23 protein-coding genes and 1 pseudogene are annotated in these 20975 nt (G+C 57.3%); 21 read left to right on the top strand and 3 right to left on the bottom strand.

The window, feature by feature from the left end; translation table 11 throughout:
• The first annotated feature begins 177 nt into the window (after nucleotides 1-177).
• The 4 genes from ribH to ASD36_RS00110 all read left to right on the top strand — a co-directional run bounded on the left by ribH (nucleotide 178) and on the right by ASD36_RS00110 (nucleotide 4733).
• Nucleotides 178-639, top strand: a complete 462-nt coding sequence (ribH, locus tag ASD36_RS00125; RefSeq protein ID WP_037107528.1) for a 6,7-dimethyl-8-ribityllumazine synthase — start codon at nucleotides 178-180, stop codon at nucleotides 637-639.
• Complete coding sequence (gene nusB, locus ASD36_RS00120) at nucleotides 636-1130, top strand: transcription antitermination factor NusB (RefSeq protein ID WP_037107532.1); 495 nt, start codon at nucleotides 636-638, stop codon at nucleotides 1128-1130. Before ribH ends, nusB begins: the two co-directional genes overlap by 4 nt.
• Before the next feature lie 39 nt (nucleotides 1131-1169).
• On the top strand, nucleotides 1170-2375 hold the full coding sequence (locus tag ASD36_RS00115; protein WP_060502235.1) for an MFS transporter: 1206 nt from the start codon (nucleotides 1170-1172) through the stop codon (nucleotides 2373-2375).
• Nucleotides 2376-2594: 219 nt separating this feature from the next.
• Nucleotides 2595-4733 (top strand): sodium-translocating pyrophosphatase, encoded by a 2139-nt coding sequence (locus ASD36_RS00110; protein ID WP_060508659.1) that lies wholly within the window; start codon nucleotides 2595-2597, stop codon nucleotides 4731-4733.
• 119 nt (nucleotides 4734-4852) lie between these two features.
• Here the strand turns inward: ASD36_RS00110 and ASD36_RS00105 are convergent, their stop codons facing one another.
• Nucleotides 4853-5377: an outer membrane protein assembly factor BamE gene (locus ASD36_RS00105; protein WP_060502234.1), complete on the bottom strand. Its 525-nt coding sequence runs from the start codon at nucleotides 5375-5377 to the stop codon at nucleotides 4853-4855.
• Between the two features lie 131 nt (nucleotides 5378-5508).
• Between ASD36_RS00105 and ASD36_RS00100 the strand changes: the two genes are divergently transcribed.
• The 17 genes from ASD36_RS00100 (at nucleotide 5509) to ASD36_RS00015 (ending at nucleotide 18332) form a co-directional block, all read left to right on the top strand.
• Entirely contained in the window at nucleotides 5509-6048 is a 540-nt protein-coding gene (locus ASD36_RS00100; protein WP_060502233.1) for a ubiquinol-cytochrome C chaperone family protein, read from the top strand.
• 87 nt (nucleotides 6049-6135) lie between these two features.
• A complete protein-coding gene (locus ASD36_RS00095) occupies nucleotides 6136-6687 on the top strand; it encodes a DUF177 domain-containing protein (protein ID WP_060502232.1) in 552 nt (183 codons plus the stop codon).
• A 202-nt stretch (nucleotides 6688-6889) separates the two neighbouring features.
• Nucleotides 6890-7948, top strand: a complete 1059-nt coding sequence (plsX, locus tag ASD36_RS00090; protein ID WP_082511968.1) for a phosphate acyltransferase PlsX — start codon at nucleotides 6890-6892, stop codon at nucleotides 7946-7948.
• A gap of 5 nt (nucleotides 7949-7953) precedes the next feature.
• Nucleotides 7954-8925 (top strand): beta-ketoacyl-ACP synthase III, encoded by a 972-nt coding sequence (locus tag ASD36_RS00085; RefSeq protein WP_060502176.1) that lies wholly within the window; start codon nucleotides 7954-7956, stop codon nucleotides 8923-8925.
• Between the two features lie 94 nt (nucleotides 8926-9019).
• Entirely contained in the window at nucleotides 9020-9358 is a 339-nt protein-coding gene (locus tag ASD36_RS00080) for an integration host factor subunit alpha (RefSeq protein WP_037107559.1), read from the top strand.
• Nucleotides 9359-9513: 155 nt separating this feature from the next.
• Nucleotides 9514-10047, top strand: coding sequence for a MerR family transcriptional regulator (locus ASD36_RS00075; RefSeq protein WP_060502175.1), 534 nt, complete (start codon nucleotides 9514-9516; stop codon nucleotides 10045-10047).
• A gap of 95 nt (nucleotides 10048-10142) precedes the next feature.
• Nucleotides 10143-10388: a DUF982 domain-containing protein gene (locus tag ASD36_RS00070; RefSeq protein ID WP_060502174.1), complete on the top strand. Its 246-nt coding sequence runs from the start codon at nucleotides 10143-10145 to the stop codon at nucleotides 10386-10388.
• Between the two features lie 122 nt (nucleotides 10389-10510).
• Complete coding sequence (locus ASD36_RS00065; protein ID WP_060508657.1) at nucleotides 10511-10861, top strand: hypothetical protein; 351 nt, start codon at nucleotides 10511-10513, stop codon at nucleotides 10859-10861.
• A gap of 5 nt (nucleotides 10862-10866) precedes the next feature.
• On the top strand, nucleotides 10867-11133 hold the full coding sequence (locus ASD36_RS00060; RefSeq protein WP_060502231.1) for a hypothetical protein: 267 nt from the start codon (nucleotides 10867-10869) through the stop codon (nucleotides 11131-11133).
• A 147-nt stretch (nucleotides 11134-11280) separates the two neighbouring features.
• Nucleotides 11281-12579, top strand: a complete 1299-nt coding sequence (locus ASD36_RS31645) for a calcium-binding protein (RefSeq protein ID WP_060502172.1) — start codon at nucleotides 11281-11283, stop codon at nucleotides 12577-12579.
• Nucleotides 12580-12967: 388 nt separating this feature from the next.
• Nucleotides 12968-14221, top strand: a complete 1254-nt coding sequence (locus ASD36_RS00050; RefSeq protein ID WP_060508655.1) for a site-specific integrase — start codon at nucleotides 12968-12970, stop codon at nucleotides 14219-14221.
• Nucleotides 14221-14730, top strand: coding sequence for a hypothetical protein (locus tag ASD36_RS00045; protein WP_060508653.1), 510 nt, complete (start codon nucleotides 14221-14223; stop codon nucleotides 14728-14730). The genes ASD36_RS00050 and ASD36_RS00045 overlap by 1 nt, the downstream gene beginning before the upstream one ends.
• 461 nt (nucleotides 14731-15191) lie before the next feature.
• Nucleotides 15192-15404: a hypothetical protein gene (locus ASD36_RS00035; RefSeq protein WP_060508649.1), complete on the top strand. Its 213-nt coding sequence runs from the start codon at nucleotides 15192-15194 to the stop codon at nucleotides 15402-15404.
• 2 nt (nucleotides 15405-15406) lie between these two features.
• Nucleotides 15407-16636 carry an AAA family ATPase gene (locus ASD36_RS00030; RefSeq protein ID WP_060508647.1) on the top strand — a complete coding sequence of 410 codons (1230 nt, stop codon included), beginning with the start codon at nucleotides 15407-15409 and terminating at the stop codon, nucleotides 16634-16636.
• Nucleotides 16637-16832: 196 nt separating this feature from the next.
• Nucleotides 16833-17099, top strand: a complete 267-nt coding sequence (locus ASD36_RS00025) for a hypothetical protein (protein ID WP_060508645.1) — start codon at nucleotides 16833-16835, stop codon at nucleotides 17097-17099.
• Between the two features lie 158 nt (nucleotides 17100-17257).
• Nucleotides 17258-17611 carry a hypothetical protein gene (locus ASD36_RS00020; RefSeq protein WP_060508643.1) on the top strand — a complete coding sequence of 118 codons (354 nt, stop codon included), beginning with the start codon at nucleotides 17258-17260 and terminating at the stop codon, nucleotides 17609-17611.
• Nucleotides 17612-17816: 205 nt separating this feature from the next.
• Nucleotides 17817-18332 (top strand): hypothetical protein, encoded by a 516-nt coding sequence (locus tag ASD36_RS00015; protein ID WP_060508641.1) that lies wholly within the window; start codon nucleotides 17817-17819, stop codon nucleotides 18330-18332.
• Nucleotides 18333-18993: 661 nt separating this feature from the next.
• Here ASD36_RS00015 and ASD36_RS00010 read toward each other — a convergent pair.
• The gene (locus tag ASD36_RS00010) at nucleotides 18994-19506 is read right to left on the bottom strand and encodes a hypothetical protein (protein WP_156393788.1); all 513 of its coding nucleotides are present in this window, start codon (nucleotides 19504-19506) and stop codon (nucleotides 18994-18996) included.
• A gap of 564 nt (nucleotides 19507-20070) precedes the next feature.
• Nucleotides 20071-20895 (bottom strand): annotated as a pseudogene (locus ASD36_RS00005) (IS5 family transposase); the annotation flags it as partial.
• Nucleotides 20896-20975: the final 80 nt, after the last annotated feature.

Here is a 20975-nt window from a genome sequence, read left to right as displayed (position 1 = left end):
GAGACGCCATCGGATTGAAAAGATGGCGGCAATTTCAGCTGTTGTGCATGGAACGATCATCAAACGCCTCGCCAAATCCACCCCTGCAGCGAAAAATGCTTGCCAACGGGGCTAGAGCGTGGTTTGACCGCCGCCTGCGCTGGAGATGTCCGGCCCCCAATTTCAGACAGGTGACAAATGTCCGATACCGAAAAACCACATATCCTGATTGTGGAAGCGCGTTTCTATGACGATATGGCTGATGCTTTGCTCGACGGCGCCACATCGGCGCTCAAGGATGCCGGTGCGACCTATGATGTCGTGACCGTTCCCGGCGCGCTGGAGATACCGGCCGCGATCGCCATGGCTCTTGATGGCATCGATAACGGCGGCACCGAGTATGATGGTTTCGTCGCACTCGGCATGGTCATTCGTGGCGAGACCTACCACTTCGACATCGTTTCGAACGAATCCTCGCGCGCTCTGATGGATCTTGCCGTCAGCGAAAGCCTTGCCATCGGCAACGGCATCCTGACCGTTGAAAACGACGCGCAGGCCTGGGCCCGCGCGAAGAAGAGCGAAGGCGACAAGGGGGGCTTTGCCGCCCGTGCAGCGCTGACCATGATCGACCTGAAGATCAAGCTGGGCGGCGAACAGTGAGCGACACTCCTACCAACCCGCCGGCCGACCAGCCGATCAAGCAGGCAAACCAGCGTGGAGCGGCCCGTCTTGCCGCCGTCCAGGCACTGTACCAGATGGATGTCGGCGGCACTGGCGTGCTCGAGATCGTCGCCGAATACGAAGCCCACCGGCTCGGCCAGGAAATCGACGGCGATACCTATCTGAAGGCGGATGCCTCCTGGTTTCGCTCGATCGTTGCCGGTGTCGTGCGCGACCAGCGCCTGCTCGATCCATTGATCGGCACGGCCCTGCAGGACGACTGGGCGCTGTCGCGTCTCGATTCGACTGTTCGCGCCATCCTGCGTGCCGGCACGTTCGAACTGCGCGAGCGCAAGGATGTTCCGGTCGCGGTCATCGTCACCGAATATGTCGAGATCGCCAAGGCGTTCTTCGAAGAGGATGAGCCCAAGCTCGTCAACGCCGTGCTCGACCGGATCGCTCGCACAATCAGAACTGACGTCAAGAAGTAAGGTCACGCAATGACAGTGCAGGTAGGCGAGATGCAGGGCATGGATCATGAACTGCGCGGCGCCCGCCGCAATGTCTATCTGCTGACGGCAGCCCAGGCCATTCTTGGCACCATCGGCCCGATCGTCTTTTCCGTCGGCGGCGTCGCCGGCTATCAGCTGCTCGGCGCCGACAAGTCGCTGGCAACAGCGCCGCTGACCGGTTTCAACGTCGGCGTCGCCCTCGGTGCCGTTTTCGTCGCCATCATGTCCCGATTGCTCGGCCGCACGGCAGCCTTCATGGTTGGCGCTCTTCTGGGTGCAGGCGGTGGGCTGGTCGCCGCCTATGCGCTGTTTCAAAGCGATTTCTGGCTGTTTGCACTCGGTCTGTGCATTTCCGGCATTGCTGGCGGCTTTACCCAAAAACTGCGCTTTGCCGCGGCCGACGCATCTCCACGCTTCTACAAGCCAAGGGCGATTTCCTGGATTCTGGCCGGTGGCATGGTTTCGGCCGTGCTCGGGCCGCAGCTGGTCATCCTGACCAAGGATGCGCTGGCGCCGGTATTCTTTGCCGGTGCCTTCATCGCGCTCGTTCCCACCTGCCTGGTAGCGATTGCCGTGCTTGCGTTTCTGCGCCTGCCGGATCCCCGTCCTGCCGCAGGCAGCACTGCCGCCGGTCCCGTCCGGCCATTGCGCGAGATTGTGCTCAACCAGCGTTTTCTCACCGGCATGATCTGCGGCATCTCCACCTATGCGCTGATGACCTTCATGATGACCGGCGCGCCGATCGCCATGGTCGTCGGCTGTGGTTTTTCGCAGGATCTGGCGACGCTCGGCATCCAATGGCACGTGCTGGCGATGTTTGCCCCCAGCTTCTTCACCGGCATGCTGGTCAGCCGCTACGGCGCCGAGAGGGTTGTTGCCGCCGGCCTCGTCATTCTGATGTTGTGTGCGCTGGTGGCGCATGCGGGAATTGCGCTGTGGAATTTCTGGGGTGCTCTGATCCTGCTTGGCGCCGGGTGGAACTTCGGTTTCATCGGTTCAACGGCGATTGTCGCCTCCAGCTACCGGCCGCAGGAAGCCGACAAGGTGCAGGGCTTTCACGATATCATCCTGTTTACCGCGGTGGCGCTTGCCTCTTTTGGTTCCGGCAAGGTGCTGACGGCCTATGGCTGGGACATGCTGAGCGCTGCCGTCTGGCCGGTGACGGCATTCTGCCTTTTGCTGCTCATTTCGCTGTTTGTCGCCGAAAGGCGGCGCACAATCTGAGATTTATCTCCCAAAGCCGTATTCCATACCTGTAAGCCACCGCCAACATACCGAAAAACGTGGGTTTTTCCGATTGTGGCGGCTTGACGATCCCGATTCGCCACCGCACTCTGCGGCCACGTATGCGGCCCATGCTTGAAGAGGAGGCTTGGTCTGCTGCGCTTTTTGGGGGCCTGCGGAACGGAGTGAGCCTGCAGGCTAAATGGAGGAAATCGCGAAATGACCATACTTCTGGGCGTTATCGCATGCGGGTTGCTTTCGGTGGTCTATGCCATCTGGGCGACGCAATCGGTGCTGTCTGCCGATCAGGGCAATGCCCGCATGCAAGAGATTGCAGGCTTCATACGCGAGGGGGCGCAGGCCTATCTCACACGTCAATATATGACCATTGCCATTGTCGGTGCCGTCGTCTTTGCCGGTGCCTGGATTCTTCTCTCTGCGACAGCCGCCATCGGCTTCCTGATCGGTGCAGTCCTGTCGGGGGTGGCCGGTTTCATCGGCATGCACGTTTCGGTCCGCGCCAACGTCCGCACCGCGCAGGCATCCTCCATCAGCCTTGCGGCAGGCCTTGATATCGCCTTCAAGTCCGGTGCGATCACCGGCATGCTGGTCGCAGGTCTGGCATTGCTCGGCGTCACCATCTACTACCTCATTTTGACGGCGGGCCTTGGTCATGCCGAAGGGTCGCGTGAAGTCATCGATGCGCTGGTGTCACTCGGTTTCGGCGCGTCACTGATCTCGATCTTTGCCCGTCTCGGCGGCGGCATCTTTACCAAGGGGGCCGATGTCGGCGGCGATCTCGTCGGCAAGGTGGAAGCGGGTATCCCCGAAGACGACCCACGCAATCCGGCCACCATCGCCGACAACGTTGGTGACAACGTCGGCGACTGCGCCGGCATGGCTGCCGACCTGTTCGAGACCTATGCCGTCTCGATCGTCGCCACCATGGTTCTTGCGGCGATCTTCTTTGCCGGTGGGGCCAATCTCGCGCTGGTCATGTCCTATCCGCTCGCCATCTGCGGTGCCTGCATCATCACCTCGATCATCGGTGCCTTTTTCGTCAAGCTCGGCTCTAATGGGTCGATCATGGGCGCGCTCTACAAGGGCCTGATTGTCACCGGCCTCCTGTCGATCATCGGTCTGGGTGCAGCCACCTCGCTGACTATCGGCTGGGGCTCGATCGGCACCGTTGGCGGTCAGGACATTACCGGCACCAACCTGTTCATCTGCGGTATTCTCGGCCTCGTCGTCACCGCGCTGATCGTGGTGATCACCGAATACTATACCGGCACCAACAAGCGGCCGGTCAATTCGATTGCCCAGGCCTCCGTCAGTGGCCACGGCACCAACGTTATCCAGGGTCTTGCCGTGTCGCTGGAATCGACCGCACTTCCGGCCATCGTCATCGTCGGCGGCATTGTTGCCACCTACCAGTTGGCGGGCTTGTTCGGCACCGGGATCGCCGTGACCGCCATGCTCGGTATTGCCGGGATGATTGTCGCGCTTGATGCCTTCGGTCCGGTTACCGACAATGCCGGCGGCATTGCCGAAATGGCTGGACTTCCCCCGGAGGTCCGCAAATCGACCGACGCGCTCGATGCGGTCGGCAATACCACCAAGGCGGTGACCAAGGGGTATGCGATCGGTTCGGCCGGTCTCGGCGCCCTGGTATTGTTTGCGGCCTATTCGAATGACCTAAAATACTTTGCCGCCAACGGCGACAAGTACCCCTACTTCGCCGATATCGGAACGATCTCGTTTGATCTGTCCAATCCTTACGTTGTCGCCGGCCTGATCTTCGGTGGTCTCATCCCCTACCTGTTCGGCGGTATCGCCATGACGGCAGTCGGGCGTGCGGCGGGCGCCGTGGTGGAGGAAGTCCGCCGCCAGTTCCGTGAAAAACCGGGCATCATGGAAGGCAAGGACCGGCCGGACTATGGCCGCGCTGTCGACATGCTGACCAAGGCGGCGATCCGCGAAATGATCGTGCCGTCGCTGCTGCCGGTGCTGGCGCCGGTCGTCGTCTACTTCGGTGTGCTGTTGATCTCCGGCTCCAAGGCCTCCGCCTTTGCAGCGCTCGGCGCATCGCTTCTCGGTGTCATCGTCAACGGCATCTTCGTCGCCATCTCGATGACCTCGGGCGGCGGCGCGTGGGACAATGCCAAGAAGAGCTTTGAAGACGGTTTCGTCGACAAGGACGGCACACGCCACTTGAAGGGTTCGGAAGCCCACAAGGCATCCGTGACCGGCGATACGGTTGGCGATCCCTATAAGGACACCGCAGGTCCGGCCGTCAACCCGGCGATCAAGATCACCAACATCGTCGCGTTGCTGCTTCTGGCAATTCTCGCGGGGTAGTGTGCCAGAGCAGGTCCGCAGCGCCGCCAGGGCGTTGCGGACAGGCGATTGGCAGACAAGAAAAAACCACCGGTGCGTGCAGCGCCGGCGGTTTTTTTATCAGGGCGTGATCATGGAGATCAGCGGTTGTTGCTGTTACCCAGCACCGATTTCGCCATGCTCTTGCCGATGCCATTACCGGAGAGCAGCTGACCGAGGAAGGTCATCTCCTTGCCGCCGGTCGGCGTGGTGCGGGAAATCATGTCGAAGACCTTGCCGTCCTGCAGCGTGTAATGCGCCAGCTGCGAAACGACGCCGTCCTTGTCGAAATAGACGGCGAGCACGCTCTGCTCCACCACCTTTGCCTTCATGAAGGCGACAGGGCGCTGACGCTTCTGGGAAATGTAGTAGAACACTTCATTGTCGAAGGTGGCCGTCGTCGATGGCGTTCCCAACGACAAAAGCACCTGCTCGCGGCTGGAGCCGACCGGCGCCAGCGCCAGTGTCTCCTGATCAACGACATAGCCCTGGTTGATGGTTTCGCTGGTGTTCAGCATATCGGCCGTCTTGCAGCCGGAAAGGGTGGTTACGCAAATTGCCAATGTAAAAGCGACGTTATTCAGAAATTTCATGTCTGATCTGAGATACCGTTTCGTCAACGACATCTCCCCCAAGGTAACGCTGGCAGATGCGCCATTGCATTTCGTGCCTGCTTCGGTAAACCAGCTTCCGCAATCATGCAACAGCAGGATGCGCAGGCCAGCGCATTTTGAAGCAGGCAAACTTGGGCTTTATGATGATATTTGGACTGTTCGGGAAAAAAAATGGCAATGCGGCCATTGTTAAGCGCCAATATGCGCTTCTGACCGCCGCCGCCCGGCGTCCATATCTGTATACCGACCTCGACGTGCCGGACACGGTTATGGGCCGTTTCGAGATGCTGTCGGCATCGCTGATCCTCTATTTCCGCCGCACCCGCAGTTCTAAGCGTGCCGGCCAGGAGATCGCCCAGGAAATCATCGATGCGTTCTTCGAGGACGTCGATCATTCGATCCGTGAACTCGGCGTTGGCGATGTCGGCGTGCCCAAGCGGATGAAGAAGTTCGCCTCGATGTTCTATGGCCGGCTAGAAAGTTACGCGGCAGCGCTTGAGCGCCGGGACCGTGACGAACTCGCTGCGGCATTGAAGCGCAATTTCCATCCGCAGACGGACGATCAAGCGCTGTCGATGCTCGGATTGGCCGACTATCTGTTGGCTGCAGAGGCCCAGCTTGCGCTGGAGGCCGAGGATGTCGTAGAAACCGGCCGGATCGACCTGCCGCAAGCGGCCACCTGATATCCGTCCAAGACGATGCGGGGGTAGCGCCGTATAATGGCCGGCAGCACTATCTTGGGCGGTACCGCCGCCCGAAAGGACCAGACGATGAACCACGACGAAAAACCCGCATTTTCCTATCCGGTCAAGGTCGGCAATATTTCCGCCAATGCAGTGACGGTTCGTCTCGCAGCGAGCGAAGCCGAGTGCGAGGCACTGCGCGAACTGTGGGATGTTCTGGAAGTACAGTCGCTCACAGCTGAGCTGCAGATCGCGCGCTGGAAAAAGGATGGCGTCAAGGTCAAGGGCCGTGTGGAGGCGAGGATCGTTCAGGCCTGCGTCGTGACGCTGGAGCCGGTAGAAGCATTGATCGATGAACCCATAGAAGCGATTTTCGTGCCTGAAGGGTCGCGGCTGGCGCGGATCGCCGCCAATGACAGCGGCGAGATGATTCTCGATCCGGAAGGCCCCGATCTTCCCGACATGTTTACCGGTGACACCATCGATGTCGGTCTGGCCGTTACGGAACACGCTGCACTTGCTATCGACCCCTATCCGCGCAAGCAGGGCGCGAGCTTCGGCGAGCGGATCGAAAGCAGCGAAAAAGATGATGTCCGTCCAAATCCCTTTGCGGCCCTCAAGGATTGGAAAAAGGACTGAGTGAACGGCGAGGTGTGGCACAAATCGGTTGTCACATCAGTGAAAAACGGTATTTTGGCCGAAATCCAGCCCGTTGGGCCGTTTTGCTCCGTGAGTGGGGCCGTTACGTCTCAAACGTTATGAAAACACGTGTGTCTCCATCGCCCACTGATTGCGCCGGAACGAAACATGCAGTGTGGCAGGAAAAAAGGATAGGGCACGCGTGGTCAGAATTTCTCTTGATGTGATGGGCGGCGACTTCGGTCCGCAGGTCGTCATTCCGGGCGCTGCCAAGGCGCTTGAACGGCATCCCGATATCCGTTTCGCGCTGTATGGTCTTGAAGAGCAATGTGCTCCTCTCTTGGAAAAGTATCCCAAGCTCAAGGCGAACTGCACGTTTCATGCCTCCGAACTGGCAATCGCCATGGATGAGAAGCCAAGCCAGGCGCTCAGGCGCGGGCGTGGCAAGGCAAGCATGTGGCAGGCGATCGACGCCGTCAACAAGGGCGAGGCCGATGTGGTTGTCTCCGCCGGCAATACCGGCGCGCTGATGGCGATGTCGGTATTCTGCTTGCGGATGATGCAAGGCATCCAGCGCCCGGCCATCGCAGCCATCTGGCCGACCCTGAAGGGCGAGAGCATCGTGCTGGACGTCGGTGCGACGATCGGCGCCGATGCGCAGCAGCTGATGGATTTTGCCCTGATGGGCGGCGCCATGGCGCGCGCGCTGTTTGAGGTCGAACGTCCGACGCTTGGCCTGCTCAATGTCGGCGTCGAAGAGATCAAGGGGCAGGAGCAGGTCAAGGAAGCCGGCCGATTGCTGCGCGAAGCCGGTATCGACAGCATCGATTATTTCGGCTTCGTCGAGGGTGACGATATCGGCCGTGGTACGGTCGATGTGGTGGTGACCGAAGGTTTTTCCGGCAATATCGCGCTGAAGGCTGCCGAAGGCACGGCCCGTCAGATCGCCGAATATCTGCGCGCCGCGATGTCACGCACGCTTCTGGCCAAGATCGGCTACATCCTCGCCAAGGGTGCGTTTGACCGGCTGCGCGAGAAGATGGATCCGCGAAAGGTGAACGGCGGCGTCTTCCTCGGCCTTAATGGTGTCGTGATCAAGAGTCATGGAGGAACCGACGCTGAAGGTTTCGCCGCAGCCATCGATGTCGGCTACGACATGGTCCGCAACGGGCTAAAGGCCAAGATCGAAAACGATTTGCAAAAATACCATGCCTCGCGCCCTTCCGAAGGTGCAGCGACCGGCACGGCAGACGAGGTTTGAAAAGTATGATCCGTTCTGTGGTTCGCGGTTTCGGGGCATCGCTCCCGCAGCGGGTGATGACCAATCGCGAAATCGAAGACAAGGTCGACACGTCCGACGAATGGATCGTGCAGCGCACCGGCATTCGCCAACGTTACATCGCAGGCGAGGGGGAAACCACCGCATCGCTGGGCGAGGGGGCTGCACGCGCGGCTCTCGCCAATGCCGGCCTGACGCCGGCCGATATCGATCTCATCATTGTTGCGACGTCGACGCCCGACAACACCTTTCCGGCGACCGCCGTCAATATCCAGAACCGGCTTGGCATGCACCATGGCGCAGCCTTCGACCTGCAGGCCGTCTGTTCCGGCTTCATTTTTGCCGTGACCACGGCGGACGCCTATATCCGTGGCGGGCTCGCCAAGCGGGTGCTGGTCATCGGTGCCGAGACATTCTCGCGCATTCTCGACTGGAACGACCGTACCACCTGCGTGCTGTTTGGCGACGGTGCTGGCGCGCTTGTTCTGGAAGCGCAGGAAGGCGCGGGCACGACGGCTGATCGTGGCGTCCTGACGGCGCAGCTGCGCTCGGATGGTGCCCACAAGGAAAAACTCTATGTCGACGGTGGTCCCTCGACCACCGGCACGGTCGGCCATCTGCGCATGGAGGGCCGCGAGGTCTTCAAGCATGCCGTGGGCATGATTACCGACGTGATCGAGGCTGCTTTCGAGGCGACCGGTACGACGGCCGACGATCTCGACTGGCTGGTGCCGCACCAGGCCAACCGCCGGATCATTGATGGTTCGGCCAAGAAACTTGGCATTCCGCTTGAGAAAGTGGTGGTCACGGTCGATCTCCATGGCAACACCTCGGCAGCCTCCATTCCACTGGCGCTGAGTGTCGCGGCATCGGATGGACGCATCAAAAAGGGTGATCTCGTCCTGCTCGAGGCGATGGGCGGCGGTTTCACCTGGGGGTCCGTGCTGCTGCGCTGGTAAAAAAATGTGATATGGTGCAGACGCTTGACCGGAATGGACAAGGGCAATACTCTTTCCGGGCTAATCGATAATCTAAGAAAATCGGTGGGGGAAGATGAGCGGAAAAACGGTGACACGAGCAGACCTGGCCGAATCGGTTTTTCGCAAGGTCGGTCTCTCCCGAACGGAATCGGCTGAACTGGTCGAGACGGTGATCGACGAAATCTGTAACGCCATCGTGCGGGGCGAAAGCGTCAAGCTTTCCTCCTTCGCGACGTTTCAGGTGCGTGACAAGAACGAACGCATCGGCCGCAATCCGAAAACCGGCGAAGAAGTGCCGATTTCTCCGCGCCGTGTCATGACCTTCAAGGCTTCCAACGTGCTGAAACAGCGCGTCCTCAAGGCGCATCTCCAGCGCAAGGCCAAGTTGAAACCGCAATCGCCGGCCTCCTAAATCTTACCGTCCACCATTAAAGTGGTTGAAAACACGTCCATAAGCCGTTGAATTGCGCATGATTCGTGTAATCATCAGCAATTGCTGCGATATAGGCTCGCAGCCAGAGTCGCGTGGTGCATACCGCGTATCTTCGACGCGGAGTGGGGGAAGACATGGACAAGAGCCCGGATGCGTTTCGCACCATCAGTGAAGTGGCCGACGATCTCGATTTGCCGCAGCATGTGCTGAGGTTTTGGGAAACACGGTTCCTGCAGATCAAGCCGATGAAGCGCGGCGGTGGCCGGCGCTACTACCGGCCTGAAGATGTCGATCTGCTCAAAGGCATTCGTCATCTGCTCTACGATCACGGCTATACGATCAAGGGTGTGCAGAAGCTCTTGAAGATGAACGGCAACAAGTTCGTCGCGGCGATTGCCAGCGGCGATCTGGCGACCGTCGAGGCGCTCGCAGCCGCCAATATCGAGGAGCCTGCGCAGCCCAAGCTCGGCAATCCAGATGAAGACCAGATCGTCGGCCGTGCCAAGGCGCCCGCCAGCCGCCGGTTCTTCTCGTTCGTCGGCGGTAATGACGAGGCTCCTGAAATCTCGGTGGGCAAGACATCCGTCGGCAAGGAAGACAGGGCGCTGCTGCAGGAAGCGCTCTACGACCTTTTGGAATGCAAGCGCCTGCTCGATCAGGTGCGTTGAGACTGCGGTCGGTCTTGTGTTTGCCGGCCTTTACTCTCGTGGCGCCATGCCGTTCATGGTAGGACCGCGACAGACATTCTGAGCAAGGCGAGACAATGGAAAAGCCCTGGACGAAAAGCGTGACGCTCGCCTTGGAGGGACCAGGCAAATACGTGACGATATCCAATACCACCGAAGCATCGTGGGCGATGATCGAGGACTGGCCGCTGGAAGATGCGCCGGCGCTCGACCGGGCGCTTGGTATCTGCGCCGAGGTGATCGAGGGCAAGCGCCCGGCCGAAGACGCCCGAAAAGCGTTTCTGGCCGCTGCTGCCGAAGCAGAGATTGCGGTTCAGGAGTGACCGGAGCGTAAACCTTGGCGATTGCCGGGTCTTTTGTCTGTCGTACTGGTTCGGTAAAAAGCCTCTTGGCGTCCGTTGCCTGCATCTCCATATGTCCGGGATATGATTGAGAAAAGAGCGAGATGAGCGAGACCCTTCAGGCAAAATTTCACGGCGAGATGCTGGCGCTCTACGATCATTGTGCGCGGATTGGCTTCCGGCCAGTGCTGTTTCGCCGTCTTGTCATCCTGAAAGGTGGCGTCGAGGCTGCCAGGGAGCTGGTGTTCAAGCCCGGAACGACCGGCTTGGAACGGCTGATCGAGGCCAGGAAAGCCGAATTCTCGATAGAGGCCGCGATGACACGGCCGGAATACCGCACTCTTTTTTCACCGCTCGAAATCAAGCAAGCGGCCAAGCGGCTCGAGGGCGGCGCGACGCGCGAACGTTCCAGGGGCCGCCTTACGGCCACTATCACCAACACGAAACAGGCATGATGACCATGGCGAAGAAACAGAAGCTCGAACATTCCGATTTTTCCGGCGAGTTTACCGAAGACGACATCACCGTGCTTGTCGATATCTTCCGCAAGGAGGGCAGCGCGGACGGCTGGACGATGGAAGTGATCGATCAGGACGAAGGCCTGACCGTCTGGGAAGAGCCTTTTGCCACGGACAAGGAAGCCTTCGAGGAGTTTTTGGCGACCGTCGAGCGCGATGGCATCGAGTCTTTTCTCGAAGAGCCGGAGACCGATATTTCGGTGCATTAACACCTGGCTGATGCTGTGTGCGGCGCTGGCTCGATGATGAGCGGCCAGACCGCAACACTTGGAGCGCGACCGCTTTAATTTGGTCGACTGGTCAGCGCCAAATGTATATGATGTAAATCTAATATTCATTTGGCGCTGGAGGGCGAAATGGCTGTTGTAAGCGGTGGAACCGCATTTGCGATAAAGTTCAATACGCTTCAGGTCGATAAACTCTTTGACTACGATTTTTCGACGGTATCGCCGGTGTCGGCGAAGTATTTTGATAATGCGACTAACTACACGCTGTTTAAGGGCAGCGGGTTCACGTTCGATACCACGAATGCGCCAACAGGCGGCACCGTGACATCGGTACAGTATGTCATCAACAATAGCACCGCACTGCTGATTACCGGCTTGAGCATCGCCGCGACGACGGTTCGCGACTTTGCATCGCAAAACAACACGCAAGGGCTTTTGAGCCTGGCATTGAGCGGCGCGGACACATTGAACGGCACGCGATTGGCCGACGTTCTTTCCGGCTATGCCGGTAACGATATCCTCAAGGGCGGCGGCGGCAAGGACGTGCTTGATGGCGGGACAGGCGCCGATACGGCGCTCTATACCGACAAGACTGCCGCCGTTACCGTCACCCTCAAAGGCGCCACCAACGTAAAGGTCACCGTTGGCGGCGTAGCGGAAGACAAGATCCGTAATATCGAGAATGTTACCGGCGGATCGGGCGCCGACAAATTGACCGGTGATCGCCTTGCCAATGTTTTGAATGGAGGCGCCGGTAATGATACTCTGTGGGGAGGGGGCGGTGCTGATACGCTGATCGGCGGCCGGGGTAACGATTCCCTGAATGGCAATTCCGGCTCGGATACGGTCGATTACAGCCGGGACGCCGCAAGCGGCGGGACGCGGGGCGTCATCGTCAACCTGCTCGGCACCGGGGCGCAAGGCGGGTTGTCGGCCGATACGGCAAAGGACGGGTTCGGAAACACCGACACGGTGAAAAACATACCCAACGTTATCGGAACCAAGTTCAATGACGCGATTTATGGCGGCAATCATGCCAACACGCTGTCCGGTGGTGCGGGCAACGATCTGATCAATGGTGGTCTTGGAAAGGATGTCCTGATTGGCGGCGCGGGCAACGATACATTTTTCTTCAATAGCGCGCTTGGCTCGACCAACATCGACACGATCCGCGATTTCGTCGTTGTAAACGACACCGTGCAGCTGGAGAATGCCATATTCACCGCCCTTAGCGTGACGGGCACGCTTGCCGCCACTGCCTTTCATATCGGAACCGCGGCCGCCGATGCGTCAGATCGTATCATCTACAACGCGGCGACTGGTGCACTCAGCTATGACAAGGATGGAACAGGCGTGGCGGCAGCCGTTCAGTTTGCCACCGTCGGCCATGACCTGGTGATGACCAACGCCGATTTCTTCATCGTATAGCGGGTACGCCGGCCGGCGGCGTCACAGTGTGCGCGGATTGCCCGGAAGAGCGCCGGACGGGATATCGGGTGTCCGGGATCGGTGTGGGCGCTTTGGTTCCCGAAGGGATGCCCCGCCACCTATCATTCCGTTCTTCCGGTAGCTGAAGAAATGGAAAGGCGGTGTCGACAGGGGCTTCAAGGAGAAAATGGTCGGAGCGGCGGGATTCGAACCCACGACCCCTTGACCACCAGTCTTAATGTACCGCTTTTATAGCCATTCCTAGCGTTGCATAAACGTAGCTCAAAGGCTGATAATGCAAGGGTGTGCAACCCATGTCCACTTGACTTATTCCCGTCTCTAATTTAATCGCTGGCTACAATGTGGCTATAAATTTGGAGGCGCGCCTATGATCCTGACCAAAAAACCTATGATCCTGACCAAAGACAAGGTTGAAGAAATCATGGCTTTGGACCCTCCCAACAAGACAAAATTTTACTTCGATGAGGATTTAACCGGCTTTGGCCTTTACCGCACGACCACAGGCACAGGGACGTGGTTTGCAGAATTCCGGCCTGTAGCTGGTGGCTCTAAAAAACGCATGAAGCTGGGCCGTGTCGGCATCCTCAAGCCGAACGAAGCACGCGAGGCTGCCCGCAAAGCAATTGCCCATGCTGGCCTTGGTAAGGATCTAGCCAAGGATCGCAGCGACGAGCGCGCGAGCGTCACAGTGAAGACGCTAGTGTCAAACTACATTGAGGAATTCGTCGCTGTGAACAAAAAGGCTTCGTCGGCCGAATTCTATCGCACGATAGCCAAGAAGCACATTGATCCTAGCATCGGCACCAACAAGGCTGTGACGTTGACCAGAGTCGATGTACAGCGTGCTCACTCGAAGATGAGCAGGGTAGCCAAGATTTCAGCTAATCGGGCCATGAAGTTGCTTTCGGCTGCTTACGGTTGGGGCGCAAAGAATGGCTATGTGCCAGAGGGCATGAACCCGGCCCGTGGCGTCGATCTGAATAAGGAGGAAGGCCGCGAGCGCTTTCTTTCCACAGACGAGATGCAGCGGCTTGGTGAAGCCATGATTGAGGCGGAGACCGTGGGCTTTGAAGTGAATGCGGGGGATTCCAAGCACTCGCCTAAAGGACAGCGCGTCAAAATGCATCCAAGCGTGACTGGCTCTATCCGGCTGCTGATGTTGACGGGCATGCGCCTGCGGGAAGTCTTGAACCTGCGCTGGACGGAAACCGACCTTGATCGCGGCTTTCTGTTCCTCCCAGACTCTAAAACCGGCAAAAAGACGGTTGTCCTCGCCGCGCCAGCCGTCGAGATACTAAAGGACCTACCGCGCGTCGGGATTTACGTCATTGCGGGCGAAAGCGCCGGGCTTGATGGCGAGAAGCCACGCGCGGACTTAAAACGCCCTTGGGCGCAGATTACAAAGCGGGCCGCGCTGCCCGGCTTGCGGATTCATGACCTGAGGCACAGTTTTGCCAGCGTCGGCGCATGGTCGGGGCTGGGGCTGCCCGTCATCGGCAAGCTACTTGGTCACAGCGATGCAAAGACCACACAACGCTATGCACACGTCGATGTTGATTCGTCGCGCCGGGCTGCGGATGCCATCGCTGGGCAGATTTCCGCAGCGATTGGAGGCAAATGATGGCGGTCGAAGAAGAATATGATGGTGACGCATGGATGGAGCCCCTCCATCGCGGCCCAATTGCTGTCACCGAACATACAGCGGAGGACGAACTAGCCGCCGAGATGGCAGAGCGTCTAAACGCACTTTTGCAAGATCACAATGGGCTGGAGCCCACGGCCGAGGGCTGGCGGCAATTGGCCCTAGAACTGGCACTGGAATACGTACCGGCATTCAAGATTGAGACGCCTGTTGATCGAACTGGGCCAAGTGGACTCGGCGGTCGGCCAGTCGGCATGGGTAACCATATTTTGCAATCTCGGATGAAGGCTGAGATGCGCCAAGGGAAATCCCAAGCAGAGGCAGCGCGGACAATTCACAAAGATTCTGGCGGCGCTATAGCCGTCAAGACGGCTCAAAACGCCCTATCTCGCGAGTCTCAATCACCTGACTTCATGCGGCTGAGACGATACAAACGGAAGGCCGCCAGAGCGATGAAGGCCGCCGCCGACAAACTGTCCCAACAATGACTCTATGTTCTTGGGATACCTGAACAAGCATATACCTCCATGCAAACACAAACATGGAGAACGAAAAATGAAAAATCTTAGAGCACCACAAGCTGCCGCTTACCTCGGCATTTCCAAATCCCTTCTAGACAAACTCCGATGCTATGGTGGCGGGCCGATTTACGCAAAGCTCGGCTCAAGCGTAATTTACGCAACGGCAGACTTGGATGCATGGATCGCGTCCAAGCGCGTGGCCGCCCGCCCGGCGCTCGCGGCTTGAAGCGGCACAATCCCAACAGCAAAGGAAAGGCGGTGCATTCCGTCTACATTTGGCCCCCCAAGGAGCGCTTTCGTGCGTCTGCCTTCCAGCGCACTTGCGAAAAAACTCGAGAAAATTTGATGGGAGTGATTGGTTCGCTATTTGGCGGGTATTACATTGGGAACGTCGAATATTTCTAAAACTTTTAAAAAGGATAATACAAATGAAGGAGAATACGAACAAAACCGTAACTGGTAACACCATCGGCCTAATCACAGGTGCGGCTAATATTGGCAATGAAATCGGCATGTCTGCAACGCAGGTATATTCGGCCTTCACTGCTGGACACCTTGGCCCGGTATTTAAGCTTGGCGGAAAGCTTGCAGTGCGCCGGTCTAAACTTGAGACTTGGATTTCTGCTCTTGAAGCAGCGTGATCATGTCAGACCTCGCATACACACAAGAGGAGTATGACCGGCTAGAGGCTGAGGCTGAACGCCAGTTTTATGAGAATGGCCCGTCCTATATTGATGACGAGCAGCCCGACGAACAAAGGCGGGAAGCTGCGGCAATCCAGACTGACGGCATGACGATTGCAGACTTGGCGGCTGAATACGGCATTGTCTGCCCTGCGGACTATGAGAATGAGTACGTTCCAGAACGCGAGTGGTGGATAGAGGGCTTGGTGCCCGTTGGTCAGGTCACGCTCCTGTACGGTGACGGCGGCGTTGGTAAATCGCTTCTGGCCCTACAGTGGGGCATGGCTGGCGCGGCCGGAATTGAAACGCTTGGCATGTCACCGGCAAAGGGCCCCGTATTCCTCCTCGGCGCGGAAGATGAAGAGGACGAGTTCAAGCGTCGTCAAGTCGATATCTGCCGGACGTTGGGCGTCTATTTGAACGAGGTCAATCAGTTCCACCTCTGGCCGCTGGCTGGAGAGGATGCCGTAATGGCTTTGCCCGACGCTTCAAAACGCATTGTGGCGACGGAGGTTTTTCGAAAGGTCGAGGCATTCACGCGGGTTTTGCGGCCTCGTTGCATCATCCTCGACACGGCGGCGGATTTGTTCGGGGGCTCCGAGATTGATCGTTCCCAGGTCCGGCAGTTCGTCGGCATGTTGCGGCGTCTGGCTATCGAATTGCAGTGCGCAGTGATCCTGCTGGCTCACCCATCGGTATCAGGCATGATGTCCGGCACCGGCACGTCGGGCTCGACTGGCTGGAGCAATTCGGCCCGATCCCGGCTCTATCTGACGCGGCCTGACGGAAAGGATGATGACGATACTGATGCACGGCTGCTCAAAACCATGAAAAGCAACTATGGCAAGATTGGCGGAGAGACAAAAATCCGATGGGAGCGCGGCGCTTTCGTGACGAGTGCGGGCTCTCAATCGAAGCTGATGGCTGAAGCGAAAGCGGAGCGGGTCTTTATGGAATGCTTGCATGCCGTCGATCTGAGTTTGGATCGCGTCACATTAGCAAAGACCTCGCCAGCCTATTACGCGCCGAAGGTGTTTGCGGCGATGCCTGAAGCGGATGGCGTCAACGTTAGGCAGTTTGAGAGGGCGATGAGCAGCTTGCTCCGTTCTGGTCAAATCAAGGAAATCAACCACGGCACAACCGGGCGTCCGATTAAGGGCATAGTGGATGCGTCGAAAGTGACTGAATAATACGTGCAAGCATCTGCAAGCTAGGTTCCAACATAGTTGCATGAAGCCTGTCAAACTACCCTGCAACTAGGCTGCAACTACCCTGCAACTAGGCTGGCAGACTACCCCTTACAATCCCCATGCATGCTTGCGCAAGCTTGCAGATGCTCGATGGCATCCGCAGCTGCTTGGCATGGAAACGAAAAGGAGAATGAACATGACGGACACCAACAAAACAATGAAGGAACATGCGGACACCATTCGGGAGTGGCCTACAACTGATATCTATAATCTTGGTGAGTTCGAACGGGCTGTCAAATTTGCTCATGTCGTACTGGATAATCTCAAACCTCTCCCACACACTGCTTACGTCTGGTCAGCCCTCTACGGCAAACCGGTACAGCATGCCTATTGGACGGAGGTTTTCGATACAGCGATTGAAGAGGCACGCACGGCTCGTGGGCTGGAACTGATGCGCCTTTAGCCGCACCAAGCGCATGAACAATGATGCGGCACACTAGCGTGTGCTGCTGCCCGCCATCCGCAATCTAAACGTGCTTTCCGCCCTGCGATGGGCAAGGCGATGGGCCATACTCAGGGAGGGCCTTGGAAATGTAAAAATGAAACAGAAGGAGAACATAAATGAACACTCAGATAGATAAGAAATTTTATGCACTGCGCGGGCCTGCGGATCGTTCCCTTTGCGGAACCGCAGCCATCACGCATTGGAGATACCCCAAGAAAACGCTGCCTTGGAATGCAAGCTGCGGTTGCTGGCTCGATATGCACGAGTACAACCGCAAGGAAAAGATCGGTCACCTGTACGTTATGGGCTGCACCAGCATGACTGGAGCTATTGCCCTGTTCAAGGCTATCGATCCGCAGGTTCGCGGCATCATGACCTATTCTGAGGGCAAGAGGGACACGCTCTACCGGCTCGATGATGGCAAGTGGAAAGCCTTTTGTATTCGGCAAGTTGAGCGCAAGGCAGCGTAACCAGTTTGGGCCATGCTCTGGGCCGGGTGTGACATCCTAAAGATGGGTAGGGCGGAAAGCTGGCCGGAACGGCCATGGCATCATCGTCCCATAGAATTCAGCAACATCAATAAATCCTGCACGGCTCAGCTAAAGGGCCTGCCTTGACGCGAATAATGAATGCAGCACTGGCAACGGGATTTGAACAGTAAAAGGAGACATAGATATGATGAACAAAGAGAAGATTGAAGCATTCGCAGACGATTATACAGCGGCGGTCATAGACTTCTACAAAAGCAAAAGGAACGCTGGCATTACGCCAACCAATTCCGAAATATTGGTGGCCTGCCCCATCCCGAAAGACCTTGGTAATATTGAGTCGGAGGCGTTCTTTATTATTGTCACAGTCACGAAACTCGTTGACGCCGATCTTACCGCTGCCCCGGTCGCAAAAGATGTTAGCAGCTCAAAGTCAACAGGCGATGAATGGGCCAGACGCAGGGCGAGGCTGGCTGAGATCGAAACGAAAGCAACAGATTCACGGAGGCGTGCACGCATCGCACAGCTACGCGCCGACAATGCAGCAGCGGCACGTAAGAAGGCGGCTGACCTCAAGATGGCTGAGCACTTAGAGCAAAGCAGACAGAGGCAGGCAGTGGCTGCTGAGAGGGCTAAGCTCTATGCACAATTAGCGGCACAGGAGAAAGTGAGGATGCAGTCCTTTCCGATCCCGCGAGGCTGATGCTTCTGAAATGCTAAGGGCTGCATCGAAAGGTGCGGCCTTTTTTTGTGCGCGAAAGAATGCGAACGAATGTTGCGCCATCACGCAAGAAAAGGTTACATTAGCCTCATCTAAAGGGGGGCGGGCGGTCAAAGGTTTAGACTGGCACGCTTCTTGCATACCGGCGGTTGTCCAAAAGGCACACGTCTGCATAATGAAAGGTTTTCATATAAGTTTTTGAATAGATTTCATTCTGGGATTTTCAGGGTGTCGGTTTGCCCGTTTGATCGAGCTAACGGCCTCAATAGGGGTGCCTTGACTCAGCGTTGCTATACAGCGCGTTCTGTGGTGCGATATGAGCAATGCATCATGCCAGCCGAGATGACTCTCAGTGACTCTGTGTGGCAATCTACTGATATAGGCTGCCTGTATAAGCGCCCTGCATCTGGGAACCGTAGGCTTCGCGAGACGTTAACCCGGTGCAGATACAATCAACAAGTGGTTGACTGTAGTATGCGTACCGTATATTACCGTCTGCACAGTCCCGAAAGTGGTGAGCGTCGTAAGGCGCAATAGGGACGCCAGACCAAACGCAAGTTTGGTCCCTCTGTGAGGGCGCAAGTTGGTTCTCCATTCGAGGCGAAAGTCTCAGAAATAGGTCCTGCGGGGCCTATTTTCGTTTTTAGCTCCTGTCTATCCTGACCTTAGGACCGCTTTGCACCGCTGCGCCAGTCGCCTTGGCTTCAACTAGCTTTGTGAAGGTCACAGGCTCAGCGTATTGGGCGAACTCAGGGCGTGGGTGCGCGGTCACCACTTCGATCTCAACGTCATAATTCTTTTTGGTCCTACGATTGATGTTGAAGACAACGAGGTAATTGCCCCCATTTACGCGCAAGATGAAGAAATTGCTTTTATTGGTCAGATAGACTGATTTCCCAGCAAGGCTGGACATGTAGCCGGGCAAAGCCGCCGATAGCGCGTGTCGGATTGGGCAGAATGCCCGAGTTTCCTTGTCGTAATAGTATATATGACCGGGTGTGTGGTGCTGCTTAAATTCTTCTGTGAAGCAATGGCAACTGAATGTAACGAGGGCTTTGTAGGTGTTCGGACCCTCAGTGATTTGAATGGTAAAGTCATCCAAGTGGGCCATATCGTATTCCTGGCCCTGGTAAGTCTTCTTCTTAAATTTTGCCACTTCAGCCCCTGGACGTGCGCACCCAAACCTTGAACGATGCAGTCGTCAATAGGGATTAAATTGCCTAATTGAACAGCTACCGGAATGCGAAGCTGCAATCTTATCGTGTAATTCGCGCTCACGTCCAGACACTTCCTGCGCCACGCGGGGTAGCCCAGCAATCCATCAACGCATAAGTTCCTATCTGGAGGCGGGAAGCTGACCGGCAAAAGCCGGGCATGCCTGCGAAGCGGGCCATTACAATGTCGCAGACGCCATTTCAGCCATACCGAGAAAAATCGAAAGAGGCTCACAATTCGTATTGGAGGATTTCTGAAGCTCGCTAAGCACACTCTAGCAGGCGGGAACAAAAGGTAAGCGCTGCCAACACAAAGAAGGGAATGTGAAACATGACCACCGAAAACACTGAACTTCTGGGGGCGGGCGGCAGCCAAGAGTACGATCTTCTGCAATCTATAAGAGTCGGATTCGAAAAGGTCTCAGTAATCGCAATACCTTGCAATGCGGCGGGTCATAAGGCGAATGTGTGCAATCATGATCCATGCCTCGGCTGAGGCAGTAATCGCAATACCTTGCAATGCGGCGGGTCATAAGGCGAATGTGTGCAATCATGATCCATGCCTCGGCTGAGGCGATGGACCTTTCAACGTCTTTTGCCAATCTCCGGCATCTACCCAGCCACGCGAAGGTCCGCTCGACCACCCATCGACGTGGCAGAATTTCGAAGCCTTTCGCCTTGTCGCTGCGCTTGATGATCTCGACCGTCCAGCGTCCGATCTTATCCAGCCGCCGCCTCAGCTTTTCGCCCGCATAGCCACCATCGGCAAAGACGTGCAGCAACCATGGCCACCTGTGGCGGATGGATTTCAGGAGATCAGGAGCGCCATCGCGATCCTGTATGTCGGCGCTGTGCACCATGAGACCGACCATCAACCCGAGTGTGTCGACGATGATATGGCGCTTGCGGCCTTTGGTCTTCTTGCCCGCGTCATAGCCCCGGATACCGCCGCTTTCCGTGGTTTTGACGCTCTGGCTATCGATGACACCTGCAGTAGGGCTCGCCTCTTTGCCTTCAAGTTCGCGTGCTTCCATTACCAGGTAATGGTTGATGCGTGTCCAAAGCCCCAGCGCCCTCCATTCGTAGAAATAGYGCTGGACGGTTGAACAGGGTGGGAAATCCTTCGGCAGCATTCGCCACTGGCAACCGGTCGTGGCGATGTAGAGCAGAGCGTTTACGACCTCGCGCAAATCTGTAGTCCGGGGACGACCCAGGCGGCGGGGTATCGGCAGAAAAGGTCTGACCAACTCCCATTCTCGCTCCGTCATATCGCTTGCGTAGCGTGCCGTTCGCCGGGCATATTGCCGACGGGTGATTTTGGTCCAGGCCATCGTGAACTCCATCGAATCTTTGCAAATCCGAAGGAATCATAACCTACTGAAATCACCCACCTCTTTTTGAGGCAGCCTCT

This window comes from Rhizobium sp. Root1334 (assembly GCF_001426665.1).
Lineage (GTDB): Bacteria > Pseudomonadota > Alphaproteobacteria > Rhizobiales > Rhizobiaceae > Pararhizobium.
Note: the sequence above shows the minus strand (reverse complement) of the source record. Positions and strands in the feature narration are given on the sequence as shown.